Genomic DNA, 16,283 nt, shown 5'->3' with positions numbered 1-16,283 from the left:
AGAGTCCTTGCTTACCTATCTAGTGTATGGAGGAGGCATTGGCCATTTCGATCGCCATTTCGATCGCCACCTGGAGGCTACCGATATCCACGTTGCCGCTACCGGCAAGATCCAGCGCCGTGCCGTGATCCACGGACGTGCGCGCGATAGGTAACCCCAGGGTAATATTGGCAGCGCGTCCGAAGCCCGCATACTTCAACACCGGCAACCCCTGATCATGGTACATGGCCAGTACCGCATCGGCCTCATCGAGATGTCTGGGGGTAAAGAGCGTATCCGCCGGCAAGGGGCCATCCAGCACCAACCCCTCTTCACGCAGTCGGGCCAGCGCTGGGATGATCGTGTCGATCTCCTCTCGGCCCAGGTGCCCACCTTCACCCGCGTGAGGATTAAGACCGCATACGGCGATACGCGGCTGCGAGACGCCGAAATAGCGCGTCAGGTCATGGGCAAGAATACGCAGCACCCGGCTCAGTCCATCGACGCTGATGGCCTCAGCCACCGAGCGTAGCGGCAGATGCGTGGTAGCCAGAGCCACCCGCAGCTCTCGGTTGGTAGCGCGGGTGGCAAGCATCATCACCACCTCTTCACGGCCGCAGGCATCCCGCAGATATTCCGTATGGCCGGTGAAATGCGGATAGCCCCCTTCGATGATCACGCCCTTGTGCAGCGGCGCCGTGACCATGGCCTGCGCTTGCCCTTGGTTACAAGCCTCGATCGCCCTGTCCAGCACCGCAAGCACATAGCCCGCGTTGGCCGGCTCCAGCTGGCCCGGTTCCACCGGCGCTTCGAGCATCACCGGCCAGACCGGCAACATTCCAGGGCGCGAATCCGGCACCTCGTCACTCCCCGCGAGTACGTAAAGCTCGATCTCGAGCCCCAGCTGAACGGCACGCAGAGCTAGCAGATCCGGATCACCTATCGCCACGATCCGCGCAGCCAGTGGTACTTGGGCACAGACCAGTTTCAGTATCAGGTCGGGACCGATACCCGCGGGTTCGCCGCTGGTAAGCGCCAGCACCGGCGCACTCATCCGGCGCTGTTTTCCAGACGGTTGTCCACGTAGGCGTCGTTGCGGATCTGCTGCATCCAGGTTTCCAGCTCGTCGTTGGCTTTACGCTGGAAGAGCGTGTCGCGAATCTGCTCGCGCTGAGCCTCGTTGGTGACGTCCTGCTGACGACGCTCCAGCACTTCGATCAGATGATAACCAAAGCGCGAACGCACTGGCTGGGAAATTTCACCCACGGGCAGCGAGGTCATGGCCTCTTCGAAACCCGGCACCATCTGCCCCGGGCGCACCCAGCCCAGATCGCCACCGTTGAGGGCGCTACCTCGATCATCGCTGACCTCCTGCGCGACCCGGGCAAAATCCTGGCCCGAGGCAATACGCTCACGCGCTTGTTCCGCCAGGGTTTCCGCCTGCTGGGCGTCCCGGGTGGGGTTCGTCTCGATGAGGATATGCCGCACACGCTGCTCATCGACGACCGCCTGTTGCTGGCCGCCATCATCCCGGGCCTGCAGTTTGATCAGATGAAAGCCATTCGGGCTGCGAATTGGCTCGCTGACCTGCCCCACACCAAGCTGCGGAATCACCTCGGCGAATACGGCGGGAATTTCGGCGGCACGCTGCCACCCCATATCGCCGCCTTCCAGGGCATTGGAGCCATCGGACTGCGCCGCGGCCAGCTCGGCAAAATCGGCGCCGCTCTGCAGCTGCCGGTAAAGCGCCTCGGCCTCGCCCTGAGCCGCTTGAACCTGTTGCGGGCTCGGCGATTGGGGCAGCCCTACCAGGATATGGCCAAGCCGATAGCGGGTGTTGTCGCTACCGGACTGCTGCTCAAGATAGCGCTGAACTTCCCGATCGGACACCTTGATGCCACTGGCAACCCGGCGCTGCTGCAAATCTCGCATCAGCATCTCGCGGCGGATCTGTTCGCGTACCACCGCCAGGGAAAGGCCATCCGCTTCCAGGGCATTGGCGAACTGATCGAGACTCATGCCGTTGTTCTGGGCAACGGAACGTACCGACCGATTGAGCTCGGTATCGTCCACGGACAGATTGGCATCTTCCGCCATCTGCAACTGGATCTGCTCGACGATCATGCGCTCCAATACCTGATTGCGCAGCGCGGCTTCATCGGGTACGGCGATATTGCGACCCGCAAGCTGTCCCCGCGCCTGGGTGACGCGATTTTCAAGCTCGCTCGCCATGATGGCGTCATCGTTGACCACCGCCACGATGCGATCAAGCGGTTCAGCCGCCAACGAATGGCCTGCGATGCCAAACGTCAATGCCAATGTCAGACCCAACGATGCAAACCTGCGTTTGCCCATGCAAAACCTCACTCACTATCTAGAATTGTGTCGGTTGATAACCTGGAATGGACTCTTCGAAGAAGGCGTCGGTTCCCTGGCCGACGCCGCCCAAGCCCTTGAATACGAAGCTCAGGAAGATACCGCGATCCTTGTAGTCGTCGTCAATGGTGTTGGCGGTGTCGTTGTCTTCGAGCCATTCGCGCCAGGCGACCTGTACGCCGTAACAGCAGTCGTTCCATTGAATGCCGGCCAACTGCTCGAGAGAACGACTGTTGGTGTTGTCGTAAGTATAGCGACCGATCAGATCCAGACTCGACGTGGCCCGATAGGCAAATGATACATCGTACTCTTCCCGGTCGTAGCCCAGCTTATCCTCTGGGTCGCCGGAAGGATCGAAACCTTCGAGCTGCCAGCGATAGCCCAGATTGAACACGTGCCCGGCAGGGTTGCGATAGCGTAGATAGGTGGCGGTACGTTCGGTGAGTTCGCGATCCGTATCATAGAACCACTCGTAGCGAGTGCTCCAGCGATCGTTTACTTGCCAATCGAGTTGAGTCACGACCGGTGAGCGATCCCGGGTGGCGTTATACCAGCGCTCGGAGTTGGTTTCCCGATTGGGCAAGGTATCCGGATCGCCACCCATGTCGACATTGCGGTCTTCGAAATAGGCGCTTTGCCCTACGCCCAGGGACAGACGTTGGCGGCCGCTATCGTCTTCGAGAAAACGCGTGGCCAGGCCATAGGAAAGCTTGTTGGTATCCCCGATCCGATCGGCGCCGGTGAAGCGATAAGGCGACCACAGCTGGTTATAGGAGAAGGCACGCTCATCCGTATCGAAATCCGGGAAGTCGCTTTGATCCCGCTCCGGCACATAGGCGTAATAAAGGCGCGGCTCCAGGGTCTGGCGCCAGTCGGAATCGAAGGCGCTCAGTCCGCGCTCGAAGATCAGGCCGCTATCCACGGAGCTGACCGGCACGGTGCGATTCAGATCAGTATCCCGATCGGTAGCGCGCTGATCATAGTCCAGACTGTAGCTGGTGTTGAGCAGTTCGAAACGCGGCTCGAAAAAACCCCAGGAGGCGTCTTTACGCCACCCGACCGCCGGCGCCAGATGGACCCGGGAGCCCGTTGCCGCCTCTGCTATGGGCACCCGGGCCTCGTTGACATCGCGCCAGAAGTAGGTCGCATTGGAGCGCCACTGCTGATACAGGCCGTTATCCTGGGACCAGGCCGCATTGGCGGTCAGACTCGGCAAGCGGTAGAACGGTTTGTCGTTCTCTGCCAGCGGAAACTCCATGCGCTGATAGCCCTGGGTCTTGGCTTCCAGGAACCAGGTGGTGCCGGTGTAGTTGAGCCGGGCCAGACGCGACAGGTGTTCGGTATCGCTTTCGGCGAAATTGCGCCCGAAATCCTCGAAATAACGTCCGTCGCTGGCGGCGCCGTAGCGCAGGTCGTAGCGTAGTCGCGGCGTAAAGCGGCCACGGTGAGCGTAGTCGATATACCAGCGATCCACGTCTTCGAAGACATCCGGTGGATCGTTGGGATTGTCGTTGTCACCGCCCTCGTCGCTGGAAAGATAGGCGCCCTCGATCTGCCCCAGATCTTCAGAGAACAGATAGCGGAACTCACCCCCCAGCAGTAACCCATGGTTGGTGAGCCAGCGAGGCGTCAGGGTAGCGTCGTAATTGGGCCCTAAGTTGAAATAGTAGGGCTGGGCGTAATCGAAGGAGTCGCCGGAAAAACCCAATGTCGGCCATAGAAAGCCGGACTGACGTCGATCGTCGAGGGGAAAGCGCACCCAAGGCCAATAGAAGACCGGCACATGCCCGACTTCCAGTCGCGCATCGGTGGCAGTACCGACGCCCTTCTCGCGGTCAAGCACTACGTCATTGCCGATCAGGCGCCATAGCTTGCTACCCGGTTCGCAGGTCGTGAAACTGGCCTCTGACAGTCGATAGCGACCATCCTCGAGCCGCGCCAGACGCTGGGCATCGCCCCGCAAGCGCTGCCGGTGTACCACATAGTGAGCGCCGTCGACCTGGGCGGCGTCGCTATCCAGCGCCATTTGCGCCGAATCCCCGCGCACCAGCAGCCCCTGGTCGCGCATCGTCAGCGGCCCCTCGGCGAATAGCGTGTCCCGAGCAGCATTGACCCGTACTTCGGCTGCTTCGAGCTGACTGGTATCGCGACGCAATACCACGTCCCCTCGCAGCAATGTCTCGCCTTCAGTGCCATACTCGGCGCTATTCGATGAGGACAGCACCTCCCGAGGCGTTTTGCCTGGGGCAAGCTGATATTCCGGAATGACATAGCGGCCTCGACACAAGGCATCCTTGGGGGCATCTTCACCCCAGGCCTGCCAATCTAGCTGATCTGCCGGAAGCGGCGTCGGCGGTGCCGCGTAGGCACCGTTCGTGACCAGACCGGCGAGCGCAGTCCACAACAATCGCTTGCCCATGTATCCTTGATGTCCTTGGCGGTTGGAATCGGTATTATACAGTCCCCGTGCCGCACGTCTTGTTCTCGCGGGCTTGGCGTTGAATACGGGGACTGAGCTAAAAGCGTTCTCAGCATGCGGCGACCAATTGATCCCGTCAACCAAGGAGTTCCAATGTCCAACGCTGGAGAAACCGCCCGCCTGGACGCCCTGCGCGAGTGGGTAACCGCCCGTCACCATCTTCCTTCGGATGCGCGCCTGGAACTGGCCGCAGGGGATGCCAGTTTCCGCCGCTATTTTCGCCTATGGCTGGAAAGCGGCCGCACCCGCATCCTCATGGATGCCCCGCCGGAAAAAGAAAACAGCCAGCCCTTCGTGACCATCGCCGAGGCCTGGCGGGGTGCCGGCTTGCCTGTTCCCGTGGTGCATGCTACCCATCTCACCGCTGGCTTCATCGAGCTCGAGGACCTGGGAGACACACCCTTGCATCTGTCTCTTGGGGAGTGCGAGAGCCCGGAGAGCCTTGCCTGGCACGAACGGGCCCTGATGCTGATTGGCACGTTGCAAAATCGTGCGCCTTTCGATGCCCTGCCGGTTTACGATTCCAGCCTGTTCGCCCGGGAGCTGGACCTGTTTCCCGAGTGGTGTCTCGACAAGTTGCTGGGGATCGCACCGCCTGCCTGCTGGCAGCATCTGCATCAGCGTCTGATTACGCTAGCACTGGGGCAACCCATGGCGGCGGTGCACCGGGATTTCGATGCCATGAATCTGATGCTGCGGGATGACGAGTTATGGCTGATCGACTTTCAGGATGCAGTGCATGGGCCGATCACCTACGATCCGGTTTCACTGCTGCGCGGACGCTATTGCCGTTTTCCTCGAGAGCGCTATGCCGCCTGGCTGGAAGAGTTCCGCTGCCAGGCCATTGCCGATGGCCGCTTGAGAGCCAGCGTGGACAGTGCCAGCTTTTTGCACCTTGCCGACACCATGGCCGCCCAGCGCTCCCTCAAGGTGCTGGGCATTTTCTGCCGCCTGACCCTGCGTGATGATAAATCCGGCTATCTGGCGCGGCTGCCCCACTTTCTGAATCATCTTTACGATAGTCTGCTGCCCTGGCCGGAGTTCGACGAATTCGTCGAGTGGCTCGACGACATCTTCGCCCCGGCCCTCACCCAGGAGCTGGCTCGTCGCGGCATTCCGGGGGCGGCGTCATGAAAGCGATGATTCTGGCCGCAGGGCTGGGCACCCGTATGCGGCCGTTGACGGACCACACTCCAAAACCGCTGCTCAAGGTCGGCGGCAAGTCATTGATCATGCATCATCTCGAACGCCTGAAAGTCGTCGGCATCGAGGACATTGTCATCAATGTCAGTCATCTCGGCGAACAGATCATCGAGGCGCTGGGGAACGGCGAGGGCCATGGCGTACACATTCAATGGAGCCGGGAAGAACTGCCGTTGGAAACCGGCGGCGGCATTCACAAGGCATTACCGCTGCTTGGCGAAGCGCCGTTTCTACTGGTCAATGGCGATATCTGGTGCGATCTCGATCCGGACTGGCTGGCGCCCTTGAACGGCGACCTGGCCCGCCTGGTGCTAACGGATAATCCGGATCATCATCCTGGCGGAGATTTTCATCTCGACGCCGATGGACGCGTGCAAACCACCGGTGAGCCATGCCTGACCTTCGCCGGCATCAGCCTCATCGATCCGGCGCTGGTGGCAAATCATTCACCCGGCGCCTTCCCGTTGGCGCCGTTGCTGCGCAACGCCATAGCAGCGGATCGAGTCAGTGGTTGTCACTATACCGGCCCCTGGACCGATGTGGGTACGCCCCAGCGCTTGCAGGAACTCGACGAGCGGATTCGCTGCCAATCGACGTAATCACCTCGGTGAATGACTCCGCCTGCAAATACCATGCGGGGGGTTGAGCGATCATCCGCCCGAGCAACCTTCAGAAGGGAACGACAAGACAATGAAAGCCAATATCAAATGGACCGAGGGTCGCCAATTCGTTGCCGAATCCGGGAGCGGCCACAGCGTCGTGATCGACGGACCACCGGATCACGGCGGTCGCAATACCGGGCCACGCCCCATGGAGATGCTGCTGATGGGTATGGGCGCCTGCACCGCGTTCGACGTGCTCGAGATCCTGGAGAAGTCCCGGGCCCCGGTGAGCGACTGCACCGCCAGCCTCGAGGCGGAGCGCGCCGACGACATACCCAGCGTCTTCACCAAGATTCACGTGCACTTCACCGTTGTCGGCAACGGCTTGAAGGAGAGCCAGGTCAAGCGTGCCGTCGAGCTTTCCGCAGAGAAATACTGCAGCGCTTCGATCATGCTGACCCGTGGCGGTGTCGAAGTAAGCCATTCATACGAGATCGTCAGCGAATAACCTGCAAATTTTTACACCGCAACAAGTGCGTCCAGGGCACAGGATGTGCATAATACGCGCCTTTCCTTCAGGTCAGGTCGAACGCGAATTCATCGCTTCAGCGCATCAACTGTTGTTGCGGCTTGTCTTGTCCCGGTTCCGGTGCATGTTCGCCGGATAATCATCCTTCGATCGATCGGGAGGTTGAATGTGAGTGGAAATCTCCGACTCCACGGGTTCAACAATCTAACCAGCTCCTTGAGCTTCAATATCTACGATATTTGTTACGCCAAGACAGAAGAACAGCGCGAAGCCTATATCGACTACATCGACGAGCTGTACAACGCCGAGCGCCTGACCCAGATATTGAAGGACGTGACCAACATCATCGGCGCGCATGTGCTCAACATCGCCCGCCAGGACTATGAGCCCCACGGCGCCAGCGTGACCATTCTGATTGCGGAGCATGAGCTCGACGAAGCGAATGCGGATCACACGGTACCCGGTCCAGGACCGCTACCCCAAGCCGTCGTGGGTCATCTGGACAAGAGTCATGTCACGGTGCACAGCTACCCGGAGTCTCACCCGGACAATGGTATCAGCACCTTTCGTCTGGACATCGATGTGTCTACCTGCGGAATGATCAGTCCGCTCAAGGCGTTGAACTATCTGATTCACAGTTTCGACTCGGATATCGTCACCACGGATTATCGCGTGCGCGGTTTCACTCGGGACGTGAATGGCCGCAAGCTATTCATCGATCACGACATCACCTCGATCCAGGATTACCTGGCTGAGGATACCAAGCACGCCTATAAGATGATCGATGTGAATGTTTATCAAGAGAACATGTTCCACACCAAGATGCTCTTGAAGGATTTCGACCTCGACAACTACCTGTTCGGTACGTCCCGGCGCGATTTGACCTTCGAGGAAGCGCGGGACATCGAGACTCGGCTACGCAACGAGATGCTCGAGATTTTTTATTCCCGCAATCTGGAGTGACTCATGCGGCGCGATAAGCCTGCGTCATACCCTTAGATAAAAGCCCGCGACATTCAATGGCGCGGGCTTTGTATGTGGCAGGAGCTGTGCAGGCTCATAGACGAGAAACGCTAGCCGTCATCACTTTAGACATCAATCGCATGCCGAGCTTGACCGGCAAGGGAAAGCGATTGCCTCCGGCCTCCAGCGCCCAGTGTTCATGATGAGCCTCGTCGATGCGCATCTGTTCGAGGATGGCACGGGAGCGCCGGTCACCACTGGGCAGGCGGTCCAGGTGGCTATCGAGATGCCGTCCGACCTGCTCCTCCGTCGCCGCAACGAAGCCTAGACTGATGTTGTCGCCCACCGCGCCGGCCAGGGCTCCCATGCCGAAAGAAGAGGCATAGAACAGCGGATTGAGGTAGCTGGTACGGCCATCGAGTTCCGTGAGTCGCGCATCGCACCAGGCCAGGTGATCGATTTCCTCCCGGGCGGCCTTCTCCATTTGCGTCCGGGTATTCGCCAGCTTGGCGGTCAAACCCTGGCCTTGATAGAGCGCCTGAGCACAGACCTCGCCAGTATGATTGATGCGCATCAGGCTCTCGGTCTGAGTGCGCTCGCTTTCACTCATTTCGACGTCCTGCTGCCCCGTGGCCGGCGAAGGGCGGGATGACTGGGCGGCATGCGGCACCAGCGTACGCAGGATGGTGTCGAACTGATGAATCAGATTGTCGGCACGGCTGAGCTTACGATTCATGATGAACTCCCGGGAAGTACGCTGTTCATTGTAGACGAGCATTACAGGAAGCAGAAGCCGGGGCGGGTCTTGAGCGATAGCGCTCGGGCTGACAAGGCTCTTCAACTCAACGCATGCTGTCTATATTTAAGATATATAACTAAACAATTGTTATTTATTGATAGAATAAACGAAAAATTATTTAAAATTTTGTTTAATTTACTACATTCGATGATGCGTTCTTAGCCATTCTTGCGCTAGTCTTGGTTGATAGTTTCACTATCCAGCTGAAGCCAGCTTGACCCAACAATAACGAGAGGATGCCATGTTCCAACTCACTCGCAGCGTCACCTGGCAGGCACTCGAGCGCCTTCGCGACGACACCGCCAATGATCGCATCGGCAACTATTTTGACGCCGACCCGCAACGCTTCGACAAGATGAGCCTACGGGTGAGCGGGCTCTTTCTCGACTACTCCAAGCACCTGATCTCCGAAGCCGTGATGAACAAACTGCTGGAATTGGCGGATCACTCGGCGCTGGTACAGCGCCGTGCGCAGATGTTCTCCGGTGATATCATCAACGTCACCGAGGATCGGCCGGTGCTGCATACCGCTCTGCGCCATCTGGGTGACGACCCCGTGCAGGTCGATGGCAAGAACGTGATGCCAGAGATTCATCAGACCCGCGAGCAGATCAAGCGCTTTTCCGAAGAGGTGCGCAGCGGCGAATGGCGCGGCTACAGCGGCGAACGCATCAAGGACGTGGTCAATATCGGCATCGGCGGCTCGGACCTGGGGCCCAACATGGCCTGTCGGGCACTGCTCAAGTATCGCCACTCGGAGCTGAATTTTCATTTCGTCTCCAACGTCGACGGCGCGCATATCCAGAAGGTGCTCAAGCGCCTCGATCCCGCGACGACGCTGTTCATCGTCTCGACCAAGACCTTCTCCACCCAAGAAACGCTGCTCAACGCCAAGACCGCACGGCGCTGGTTCCTGGACAACGCCGGCGAAGATGCCGATGTAGGAGCCCATTTCATTGCCGCCTCCACCAATCGCAAGGCGGCCATGGATTTCGGTATCCGCGAGGAGAACGTCTTCGAATTCTGGGCCTGGGTTGGCGGGCGCTACTCCATGTGGTCGTCCATCGGCCTGCCGATCGCCCTGTCGATCGGTTTCGAAGGCTTCATGGAACTGCTCGAAGGCGCCTACGCCATGGACCGTCACTTCATCGAGGCCCCCAACGCTCAAAACATGCCGGTATTGATGGCGCTTATCGGTATCTGGTACATCAACTTCCAGGGTGCCGAGACCCAGGCCATCGTGCCCTACGATCAGGCTCTGCATCAGCTGCCCGCCTTCCTGCAGCAGCTCGACATGGAGTCCAATGGCAAGTCGGTGAACATCTTCGGCCAACCGGTCGACTACAAGACCGGGCCCATCGTCTGGGGCGAGACCGGCTCCAACGGCCAGCACGCCTTCTTCCAGTTACTGCATCAGGGCACGCGCTACGTGCCCATCGACTTCATTGCCTCGTTGAAGCCCGAGCCCGGCATGGAGGAACACCACTTCGCCCTGCTGACCAATATGCTCGCCCAGGCCAACGCCTTCATGGAGGGCAGCCAGGGGGAAAGCCAGAAACACGGCCAACTCGATCACCACAGTTGCCCAGGTAACCGCCCGTCGAGCACCCTGTTGCTGGACGAGCTGACGCCCCGCAACCTGGGCGCCCTGATCGCCCTCTACGAGCATAAGGTGTTCGTACAAGGCGTGATCTGGAACATCAACTCCTTCGATCAGTGGGGGGTGCAGCTCGGCAAACGCATCGCCGGGGAGATCAGCGAGCGCATCGATGCCCACACCCAGGACTTCGATGCCTCGACCCAAGGGCTGCTCGCCCTGGTTCGTGAGCACTTTTCAAGTTCTAATGCCGCAACGGACTCTGCCACGATCGCAAAAAAAGAAGGATAAACGCTCATGACCTCGATCATCGCCTTCGGGGAGGCCCTCGTCGACATGCTCTCCAGCCGCTTGGGTGACGACGACCAAGCGGGACCGGAGACCTTCACTCCCTATGCCGGCGGCGCCCCCGCCAACGTGGCCGTCGCCTGCGCCCGCCTGGGGGTGCCCAGCCGCTTTCTGGGCATGCTCGGCGCGGACCACTTCGGTGATTTCCTGGCTCGGGAGCTTGCCGTTCACGGCGTCGATACCTCGGGAGTGGTGAGGACGAAGGACGCCCGCACGGCTCTGGCTTTCGTCTCCCGGGACGCGGATGGCGAACGCACCTTCGACTTCTACCGTCCACCGGCGGCGGATCTGCTCTACCGCGTCGAGCACCTGCCCGCGGGGGTATTCGACACACCGGCCATCCTGCACCTGTGCAGCAACAGCCTGACCGAGGCCGCCATCGCTGACACCACGATGAGTCTGGCCGCAATGGCGCAGCGCGCCGAGTGTCTGGTCAGCGTCGATGCCAATCTGCGCCACAATCTATGGGCCGATGAACGCACCGACACGGCCCTGGTGACACGCTTGCTGGACCACGCGCATCTCATCAAGCTCTCCCAGGATGAGCTCGATTACCTGCGCGGCGATCATCCGGAAGACGCCTGGCTATCCGAACGGCTGGCTGCCGGCGTGCGTCTGATTGTGATCACCGACGGTGCCAACGAAATCGAGGCGCGAGGCGCGGAGCTGGCATTTCACGTTACACCACCCAAAGTTCAGGCCATCGACACCACCGCGGGGGGAGACGCCTTTATCGGCGGCTTGCTGGCCATGCTCGCCGAAGGCGATCTCGTGGGAGACTGGCATCGCGATGAACCGCGCCTGCGTCGAGCGCTGGAGATCGCCTGTCGCTGCGGTGCTCATGCGGTGACTCGCCCTGGCGCCTACGCCGCCCTGCCCACGCGGGCCGATCTCAAGGCCCTACGGGACTGACAGGTACGTCTCATAATGATGCAGTCCTCATGAGACATTTTCAGGTTGGCACGCCGTGATGCTTCGTCAATGCTCGGCGATAACGCCCGTAAGCATCGTGATAGGCCTCGACCCGGGCCGGCTCAGGGTCGGCCCGGGAACTCTCATCGAGATGCACCAGGCGCGCGCAGAGGGCGTCGAGGGAATCCATTTCCTGGCGATCACACCAGGCCGCTTGTATGGCCGCTCCCAAGGCCGCCGCATCGGTGACCTGCGGACAGATTACCTGGGTACCGGTGACATCGGCGACCATCTGCCGCCATACGGGGCTTTTCGCCCCACCGCCGATCAGGCGAGTCTGGCTGGCACCCTCGGCCAGTTCCCCGAGCAGCTCCAATCCATAGCGCAGGCCGAAAGTAGCGCTCTCGACCACCGCCCGGCACAGGTTGGCCTGGGTGGTATTGAGGCTGGTCAGCCCCAGGAAGCTGCCCGAGGCCTGGGGTAGCGCCGGCACCCGCTCACCATTGAAGAACGGCAATACGCTCACTCCTTCGGCGCCGATCGGGGCCGCGGCAACCCGTTCGCCGAAGGTCGGCAGATCGAGCCCAAACAACTCGCGCACCCGGGTGGTCGCGGAGGTGACGTTCATGGTGCAGATCAGCGGCAACCAACCGCCGTGGCTGGCGCAGAAATTGGCAACCATGGCACTCTCGGCACGGACCGGTTGCGGGGAATAGGCACAGACCGTGCCCGAGGTGCCCAGGCTCAGAGTGACCAGGCCCGGGGTGATATTGCCGGTACCGATGGCGCCCAGCATGTTGTCGCCACCGCCACTGGAAACCAGCACTCCGTCTCTCAGGCCCAATTCGCGCGCCAGGGTGGAACGCACCGTCCCGACCGGTTCGTGGGACGCGATCAATCGCGGCAACACCCGCTCCGGGTCCAGCTCGGGGGCGATTGCGTTGAAGACATCTTGTCGCCAGCACCGTGTGCGGGTATCGAAGTAGCCGGTCCCCGAGGCATCGCCCGCCTCGGTGACTCGCTCGCCGGTCAGCCAGAAGTTCAAATAGTCGTGAGGCAGCAGCAGGCTATCGATACGGCGATAGGCGTCCGGGTGCATTTCTCGTAGCCAGGCCAGCTTGGAGGCGGTATAGCCGGTCTGCAGCACCAGCCCGAGCTTGTCCAGACACCCCACCTCACCACCGAGTTGCTCGACCAGAGCGGCGTTGTGAGCTGCCGTTTCGGTGTCGCACCACAGCTTTGCCGGATGCACCGGCTCACCCTGGGCGTCGAGGGCCACCATGCCGTGCTGCTGGCCGGAAACACCGATGGCGCGAATCAAACGAGCATCGATGCCGGCCTTGATCACCACTTCCCGAAAGGCCTCGCGAAAGGCCTCAAGCCAATCGTTCGGGGACTGCTCACGGCGTCCATTATCACCTTCATCGAGGCGATGGGGGCGGCTTGCCTCGCCGAGGATTCGCTCTCCTTCAACATCCAACACCACTATCTTGGTACTCTGGGTGCCGCAATCCACGCCGACGTACATCATTCACTCCCTGACTTGACCAGCGCCTCCAGGGTCGCCCGGGCACCGTCCCTATGCAGCCTGTCCAAGGCATCAATATACGCCGCGCGAAAACGCGGGTTGCCACCCAGGTCGCCGAACAGTTCGCGATTGTCGATAAAGGCGGTAGGGTCGTCGCGGTTCTTAGCGGCGATGGCCATCAATTGATCCTTGAGGCGGTCAACCACTTCGATGGGTTCACCCTGCTCGTTGACGCCTTCAGCATAGCGGGCCCAACTCGCCACTATGGTAGCGGAACGCTGTATCTCGCCCTCCTGCGCCAATTGTTCGCGGATCACCGGCACCAACCACTTGGGGATGCGATCCGAGCTCTCGGCACACAGCCGGGCCAGGGTGTCCTTGATCTCAGGGTTGGCGAAACGTTCGATCAGGGTGCGGCGGTAGGCCTCCAGATCGATACCCGGCAGCGGCGCCAAGGTGGGGGTCGCCTCATGGGTCATGTAACCGAGCAGGAAGTCGACAAACAGTGGATCCTGGCAAACATCGTGAGCATGGCGATAACCGGCCAGATAACCGAAGTAGGCCAGCGCCTGATGGCTGGCGTTGAGCAGCCGCAGCTTCATCAGCTCATAGGGCTCGACATCCTCGACCACCTGCACGCCGACCGTCTCAAAGGCAGGGCGACCGGCGACGAAGCGATCCTCCAGCACCCATTGGGTGAAAGGTTCGCAGACCACCGGCCAGGCATCCTCGAGATCGAAACGCCCGGCGAGCTCTTCGATGTCGGCAGCGGTGGTCACCGGGGTGATGCGATCGACCATCGAGTTGGGGAATGGGACTTTGGCTTCGATCCAGGCACCAAGTGCCTTGTCGCGCTGCCGGGCGAAGGCGGTGAACATCTTACGGGTGACATCGCCGTTGCCCTGGATATTGTCGCAGGACATCACCGTAAAGGGGGGAACTCCGCGTTCACGGCGTCGCCGCAGAGCCTCTACGACCAGGCCGAAGCTCGTCTTCGATGCTTCGGGGTGATCCAGATCGTGCTGTACATCGACATTGTCGAGATCGAATTCTCCGCTGACCGGATGAAAGTTGTAGCCACCCTCCGTGACCGTCAGCGAGACGATGCGAATGGCCGGGTCGGCCATGGCCTCGATCACCGCTTCCGGGTCTTCGGGGGCGAACAGGTAGTCGAGCATGGTGCCGATCACCCGGGCGTCATAATGACCGTCGGGGTGCTTCACCACCAGGGTATAAAGATGATCCTGGGCCGCCAGTATCTCCTGCATGCGCCGGTCGCCGGGCATCACGCCGACGCCGACAATGCCCCAGTCCAGCGCCTGACCACGGCTCATCAATTCATCCAGGTACATGGCCTGGTGCGCGCGATGAAAACCGCCGACACCGATATGGGCGATACCCGCGGTGACTGCGTGGCGATCATAGCCTGGGGTGGCAACATTGGAATTGAGTGTGGCGAGGTTGGCGTGGTTGAGACGCGTCATGAAAAAACTCCTGCCAAAGGCGAGTCGTTAGCGATTAATCGGGAAGCAGCGCGGTCAGCGCCAAACGATATCGGGGGGCCTGGACGCATTCTTGATCAGACGCGCATTGAGCATGTCCTTGTGGCGGGCGCGTTCGATGGCGCCCTGGTGGTCCTGCCCCATGCCGAGCCAGCGCTGAATGAGGCGTGCCTCGAGCACCTCGTCGGGCACCTCGAGAAACAACGTCATGTCGAACAGCTCGCATAGCGCCGTCCAGGGGGCCTGATCCAGCAGCAGGTAGTTGCCCTCGACGATGACGAGTCGATGCTCGGGGGTGATCAAGCGACCACCGGCACGCGCCAGATCAAGGGGCCGGTCGAACACCGGCACGGCGACGGTCTTGTCCGCACGACGAATACGCTCCAGATCCTGATGCAGCCCATCCACATCGAAGGTCTCCGGTGCGCCCTTGAGAGGCACCAGCCCACGAGGCTCGAGCACCGCATTGTCGAAGTGATAGCCATCCATGGGCACTACGGCGGCGATACCCGGCCGGCGCCCGTTGAGCTCGCGACAAAGCCATTCCGACAAGAACGACTTGCCCGCCGCCGGCGGCCCGGCCAGGGCCACGATGAAACGCCGGCGATCCTGTGCCGCCTCGAGCAGTCGGCTCGCCATGTCATGAATGTTCGGATCCATAGTTCAGCTCATCCAGTTGCCGCCATCGACATTCAGCGTCTGAGCGACGACGTAGTCGCTGTCGCTGGAGGCCAGGAACACGGCGGCACCGGTGTGATCCTCCGGGTGCCCCATACGACCGTAGGGCACCGCCTCACCGACCAGCCGCTTCTTCTCGCCCAATGGGCGGTTCTCGTAGCGCGCGAACAGCGCATCGACCTCTTTCCACATCGGCGTATCGACCACCCCTGGCGCGATACCGTTGACGTTAATGCCGTGCTTGATCAGATCCAGGCCACAGGACTGGGTAAGGCTGATCACCGCCGCCTTGGAGGCACAGTACATACTCACCAGCGCCTCGCCGCGCCGCCCGGCCTGGGACGCCATGTTGATGATCTTGCCGCCCTGGCCGCGCTCGACCATCGCCTGGGCGACGGTCTGTAGCATGAAGAAGGTGCCCTTGACGTTGACGTTGAATTGCTTGTCATAGCTCTGTTCGGTCACTTCCAATACCGGCGCCATGTCGAAGACGGCAGCGTTGTTGACCAGGATATCGATACCGTCAAAGCGCTGAATGACGGCCTTGACCAGGCCATCGATGGAGGCCCGGTCGCAGACATCCAGACGCACTCCCATCACGACCTCATCACCCGCCTCGTTCTTCAGCCGCTCGACGGCGTCCTCTATGGACGCTTCATCGATATCGGCGACGACTACCTTGGCGCCTTCGGCCAGGTAGCGCTGAGCGATGGCCAGGCCGATACCTCGTGCTCCGCCGGTGACTACCGCAACCTTCTCACTGAGTTTCATGATCCCTTCCTGTCTTG

14 protein-coding genes are annotated in these 16,283 nt (G+C 60.8%); 6 read left to right on the top strand and 8 right to left on the bottom strand.

Annotated features, from left to right (window positions below):
- Positions 1–19 precede the first annotated feature (19 nt).
- The 3 genes from pdxA to H7850_RS01615 are packed head-to-tail and all read right to left on the bottom strand — an operon-like array spanning position 20 to position 4,774.
- Complete coding sequence (gene pdxA / locus H7850_RS01625; protein WP_227367647.1) at positions 20–1,033, bottom strand: 4-hydroxythreonine-4-phosphate dehydrogenase PdxA; 1,014 nt, start codon at positions 1,031–1,033, stop codon at positions 20–22.
- On the bottom strand, positions 1,030–2,334 hold the full coding sequence (locus H7850_RS01620) for a peptidylprolyl isomerase (RefSeq protein WP_227367646.1): 1,305 nt from the start codon (positions 2,332–2,334) through the stop codon (positions 1,030–1,032). The genes pdxA and H7850_RS01620 overlap by 4 nt, the downstream gene beginning before the upstream one ends.
- Before the next feature lie 19 nt (positions 2,335–2,353).
- The gene (locus H7850_RS01615) at positions 2,354–4,774 is read right to left on the bottom strand and encodes an LPS-assembly protein LptD (RefSeq protein ID WP_227367645.1); all 2,421 of its coding nucleotides are present in this window, start codon (positions 4,772–4,774) and stop codon (positions 2,354–2,356) included.
- Positions 4,775–4,927: 153 nt separating this feature from the next.
- Here H7850_RS01615 and H7850_RS01610 point away from each other — a divergent pair, with 153 nt between their 5' ends.
- The 4 genes from H7850_RS01610 to speD all read left to right on the top strand — a co-directional run bounded on the left by H7850_RS01610 (position 4,928) and on the right by speD (position 8,131).
- A complete protein-coding gene (locus tag H7850_RS01610; protein ID WP_227367644.1) occupies positions 4,928–5,968 on the top strand; it encodes an aminoglycoside phosphotransferase family protein in 1,041 nt (346 codons plus the stop codon).
- Entirely contained in the window at positions 5,965–6,636 is a 672-nt protein-coding gene (murU, locus tag H7850_RS01605; protein ID WP_227367643.1) for an N-acetylmuramate alpha-1-phosphate uridylyltransferase MurU, read from the top strand. Before H7850_RS01610 ends, murU begins: the two co-directional genes overlap by 4 nt.
- A gap of 91 nt (positions 6,637–6,727) precedes the next feature.
- Positions 6,728–7,147 carry an OsmC family protein gene (locus H7850_RS01600; RefSeq protein WP_227367642.1) on the top strand — a complete coding sequence of 140 codons (420 nt, stop codon included), beginning with the start codon at positions 6,728–6,730 and terminating at the stop codon, positions 7,145–7,147.
- 189 nt (positions 7,148–7,336) lie between these two features.
- Positions 7,337–8,131 (top strand): adenosylmethionine decarboxylase, encoded by a 795-nt coding sequence (gene speD, locus H7850_RS01595; RefSeq protein ID WP_227367641.1) that lies wholly within the window; start codon positions 7,337–7,339, stop codon positions 8,129–8,131.
- Between the two features lie 94 nt (positions 8,132–8,225).
- Here speD and coq7 read toward each other — a convergent pair whose 3' ends face one another.
- The gene (gene coq7 / locus H7850_RS01590) at positions 8,226–8,867 is read right to left on the bottom strand and encodes a 2-polyprenyl-3-methyl-6-methoxy-1,4-benzoquinone monooxygenase (protein ID WP_227367640.1); all 642 of its coding nucleotides are present in this window, start codon (positions 8,865–8,867) and stop codon (positions 8,226–8,228) included.
- 304 nt (positions 8,868–9,171) lie between these two features.
- On the opposite strand from coq7, the gene pgi reads away from it, so the two are divergent.
- Together pgi and H7850_RS01580 are read left to right on the top strand one after the other, a co-directional pair.
- Positions 9,172–10,818 (top strand): glucose-6-phosphate isomerase, encoded by a 1,647-nt coding sequence (pgi, locus tag H7850_RS01585; RefSeq protein ID WP_227367639.1) that lies wholly within the window; start codon positions 9,172–9,174, stop codon positions 10,816–10,818.
- Between the two features lie 6 nt (positions 10,819–10,824).
- Positions 10,825–11,787, top strand: coding sequence for a carbohydrate kinase family protein (locus H7850_RS01580; RefSeq protein ID WP_227367638.1), 963 nt, complete (start codon positions 10,825–10,827; stop codon positions 11,785–11,787).
- 40 nt (positions 11,788–11,827) lie between these two features.
- Here the strand turns inward: H7850_RS01580 and xylB are convergent, their stop codons facing one another.
- The 4 genes from xylB to H7850_RS01560 are packed head-to-tail and all read right to left on the bottom strand — an operon-like array spanning position 11,828 to position 16,266.
- Positions 11,828–13,315: a xylulokinase gene (xylB, locus tag H7850_RS01575; RefSeq protein ID WP_227367637.1), complete on the bottom strand. Its 1,488-nt coding sequence runs from the start codon at positions 13,313–13,315 to the stop codon at positions 11,828–11,830.
- Complete coding sequence (locus tag H7850_RS01570) at positions 13,315–14,799, bottom strand: mannitol dehydrogenase family protein (RefSeq protein WP_227367636.1); 1,485 nt, start codon at positions 14,797–14,799, stop codon at positions 13,315–13,317. Before H7850_RS01570 ends, xylB begins: the two co-directional genes overlap by 1 nt.
- A gap of 54 nt (positions 14,800–14,853) precedes the next feature.
- The gene (locus H7850_RS01565) at positions 14,854–15,477 is read right to left on the bottom strand and encodes a nucleoside triphosphate hydrolase (protein ID WP_227367635.1); all 624 of its coding nucleotides are present in this window, start codon (positions 15,475–15,477) and stop codon (positions 14,854–14,856) included.
- Between the two features lie 3 nt (positions 15,478–15,480).
- Positions 15,481–16,266: an L-iditol 2-dehydrogenase gene (locus H7850_RS01560; RefSeq protein ID WP_227367634.1), complete on the bottom strand. Its 786-nt coding sequence runs from the start codon at positions 16,264–16,266 to the stop codon at positions 15,481–15,483.
- Between the last annotated feature and the right edge of the window lie 17 nt (positions 16,267–16,283).

The sequence above is a fragment of the Halomonas sp. M20 genome (assembly GCF_020622265.1).
Lineage (GTDB): Bacteria > Pseudomonadota > Gammaproteobacteria > Pseudomonadales > Halomonadaceae > Modicisalibacter.
This window is presented reverse-complemented; position numbering and strand designations above follow the sequence as displayed.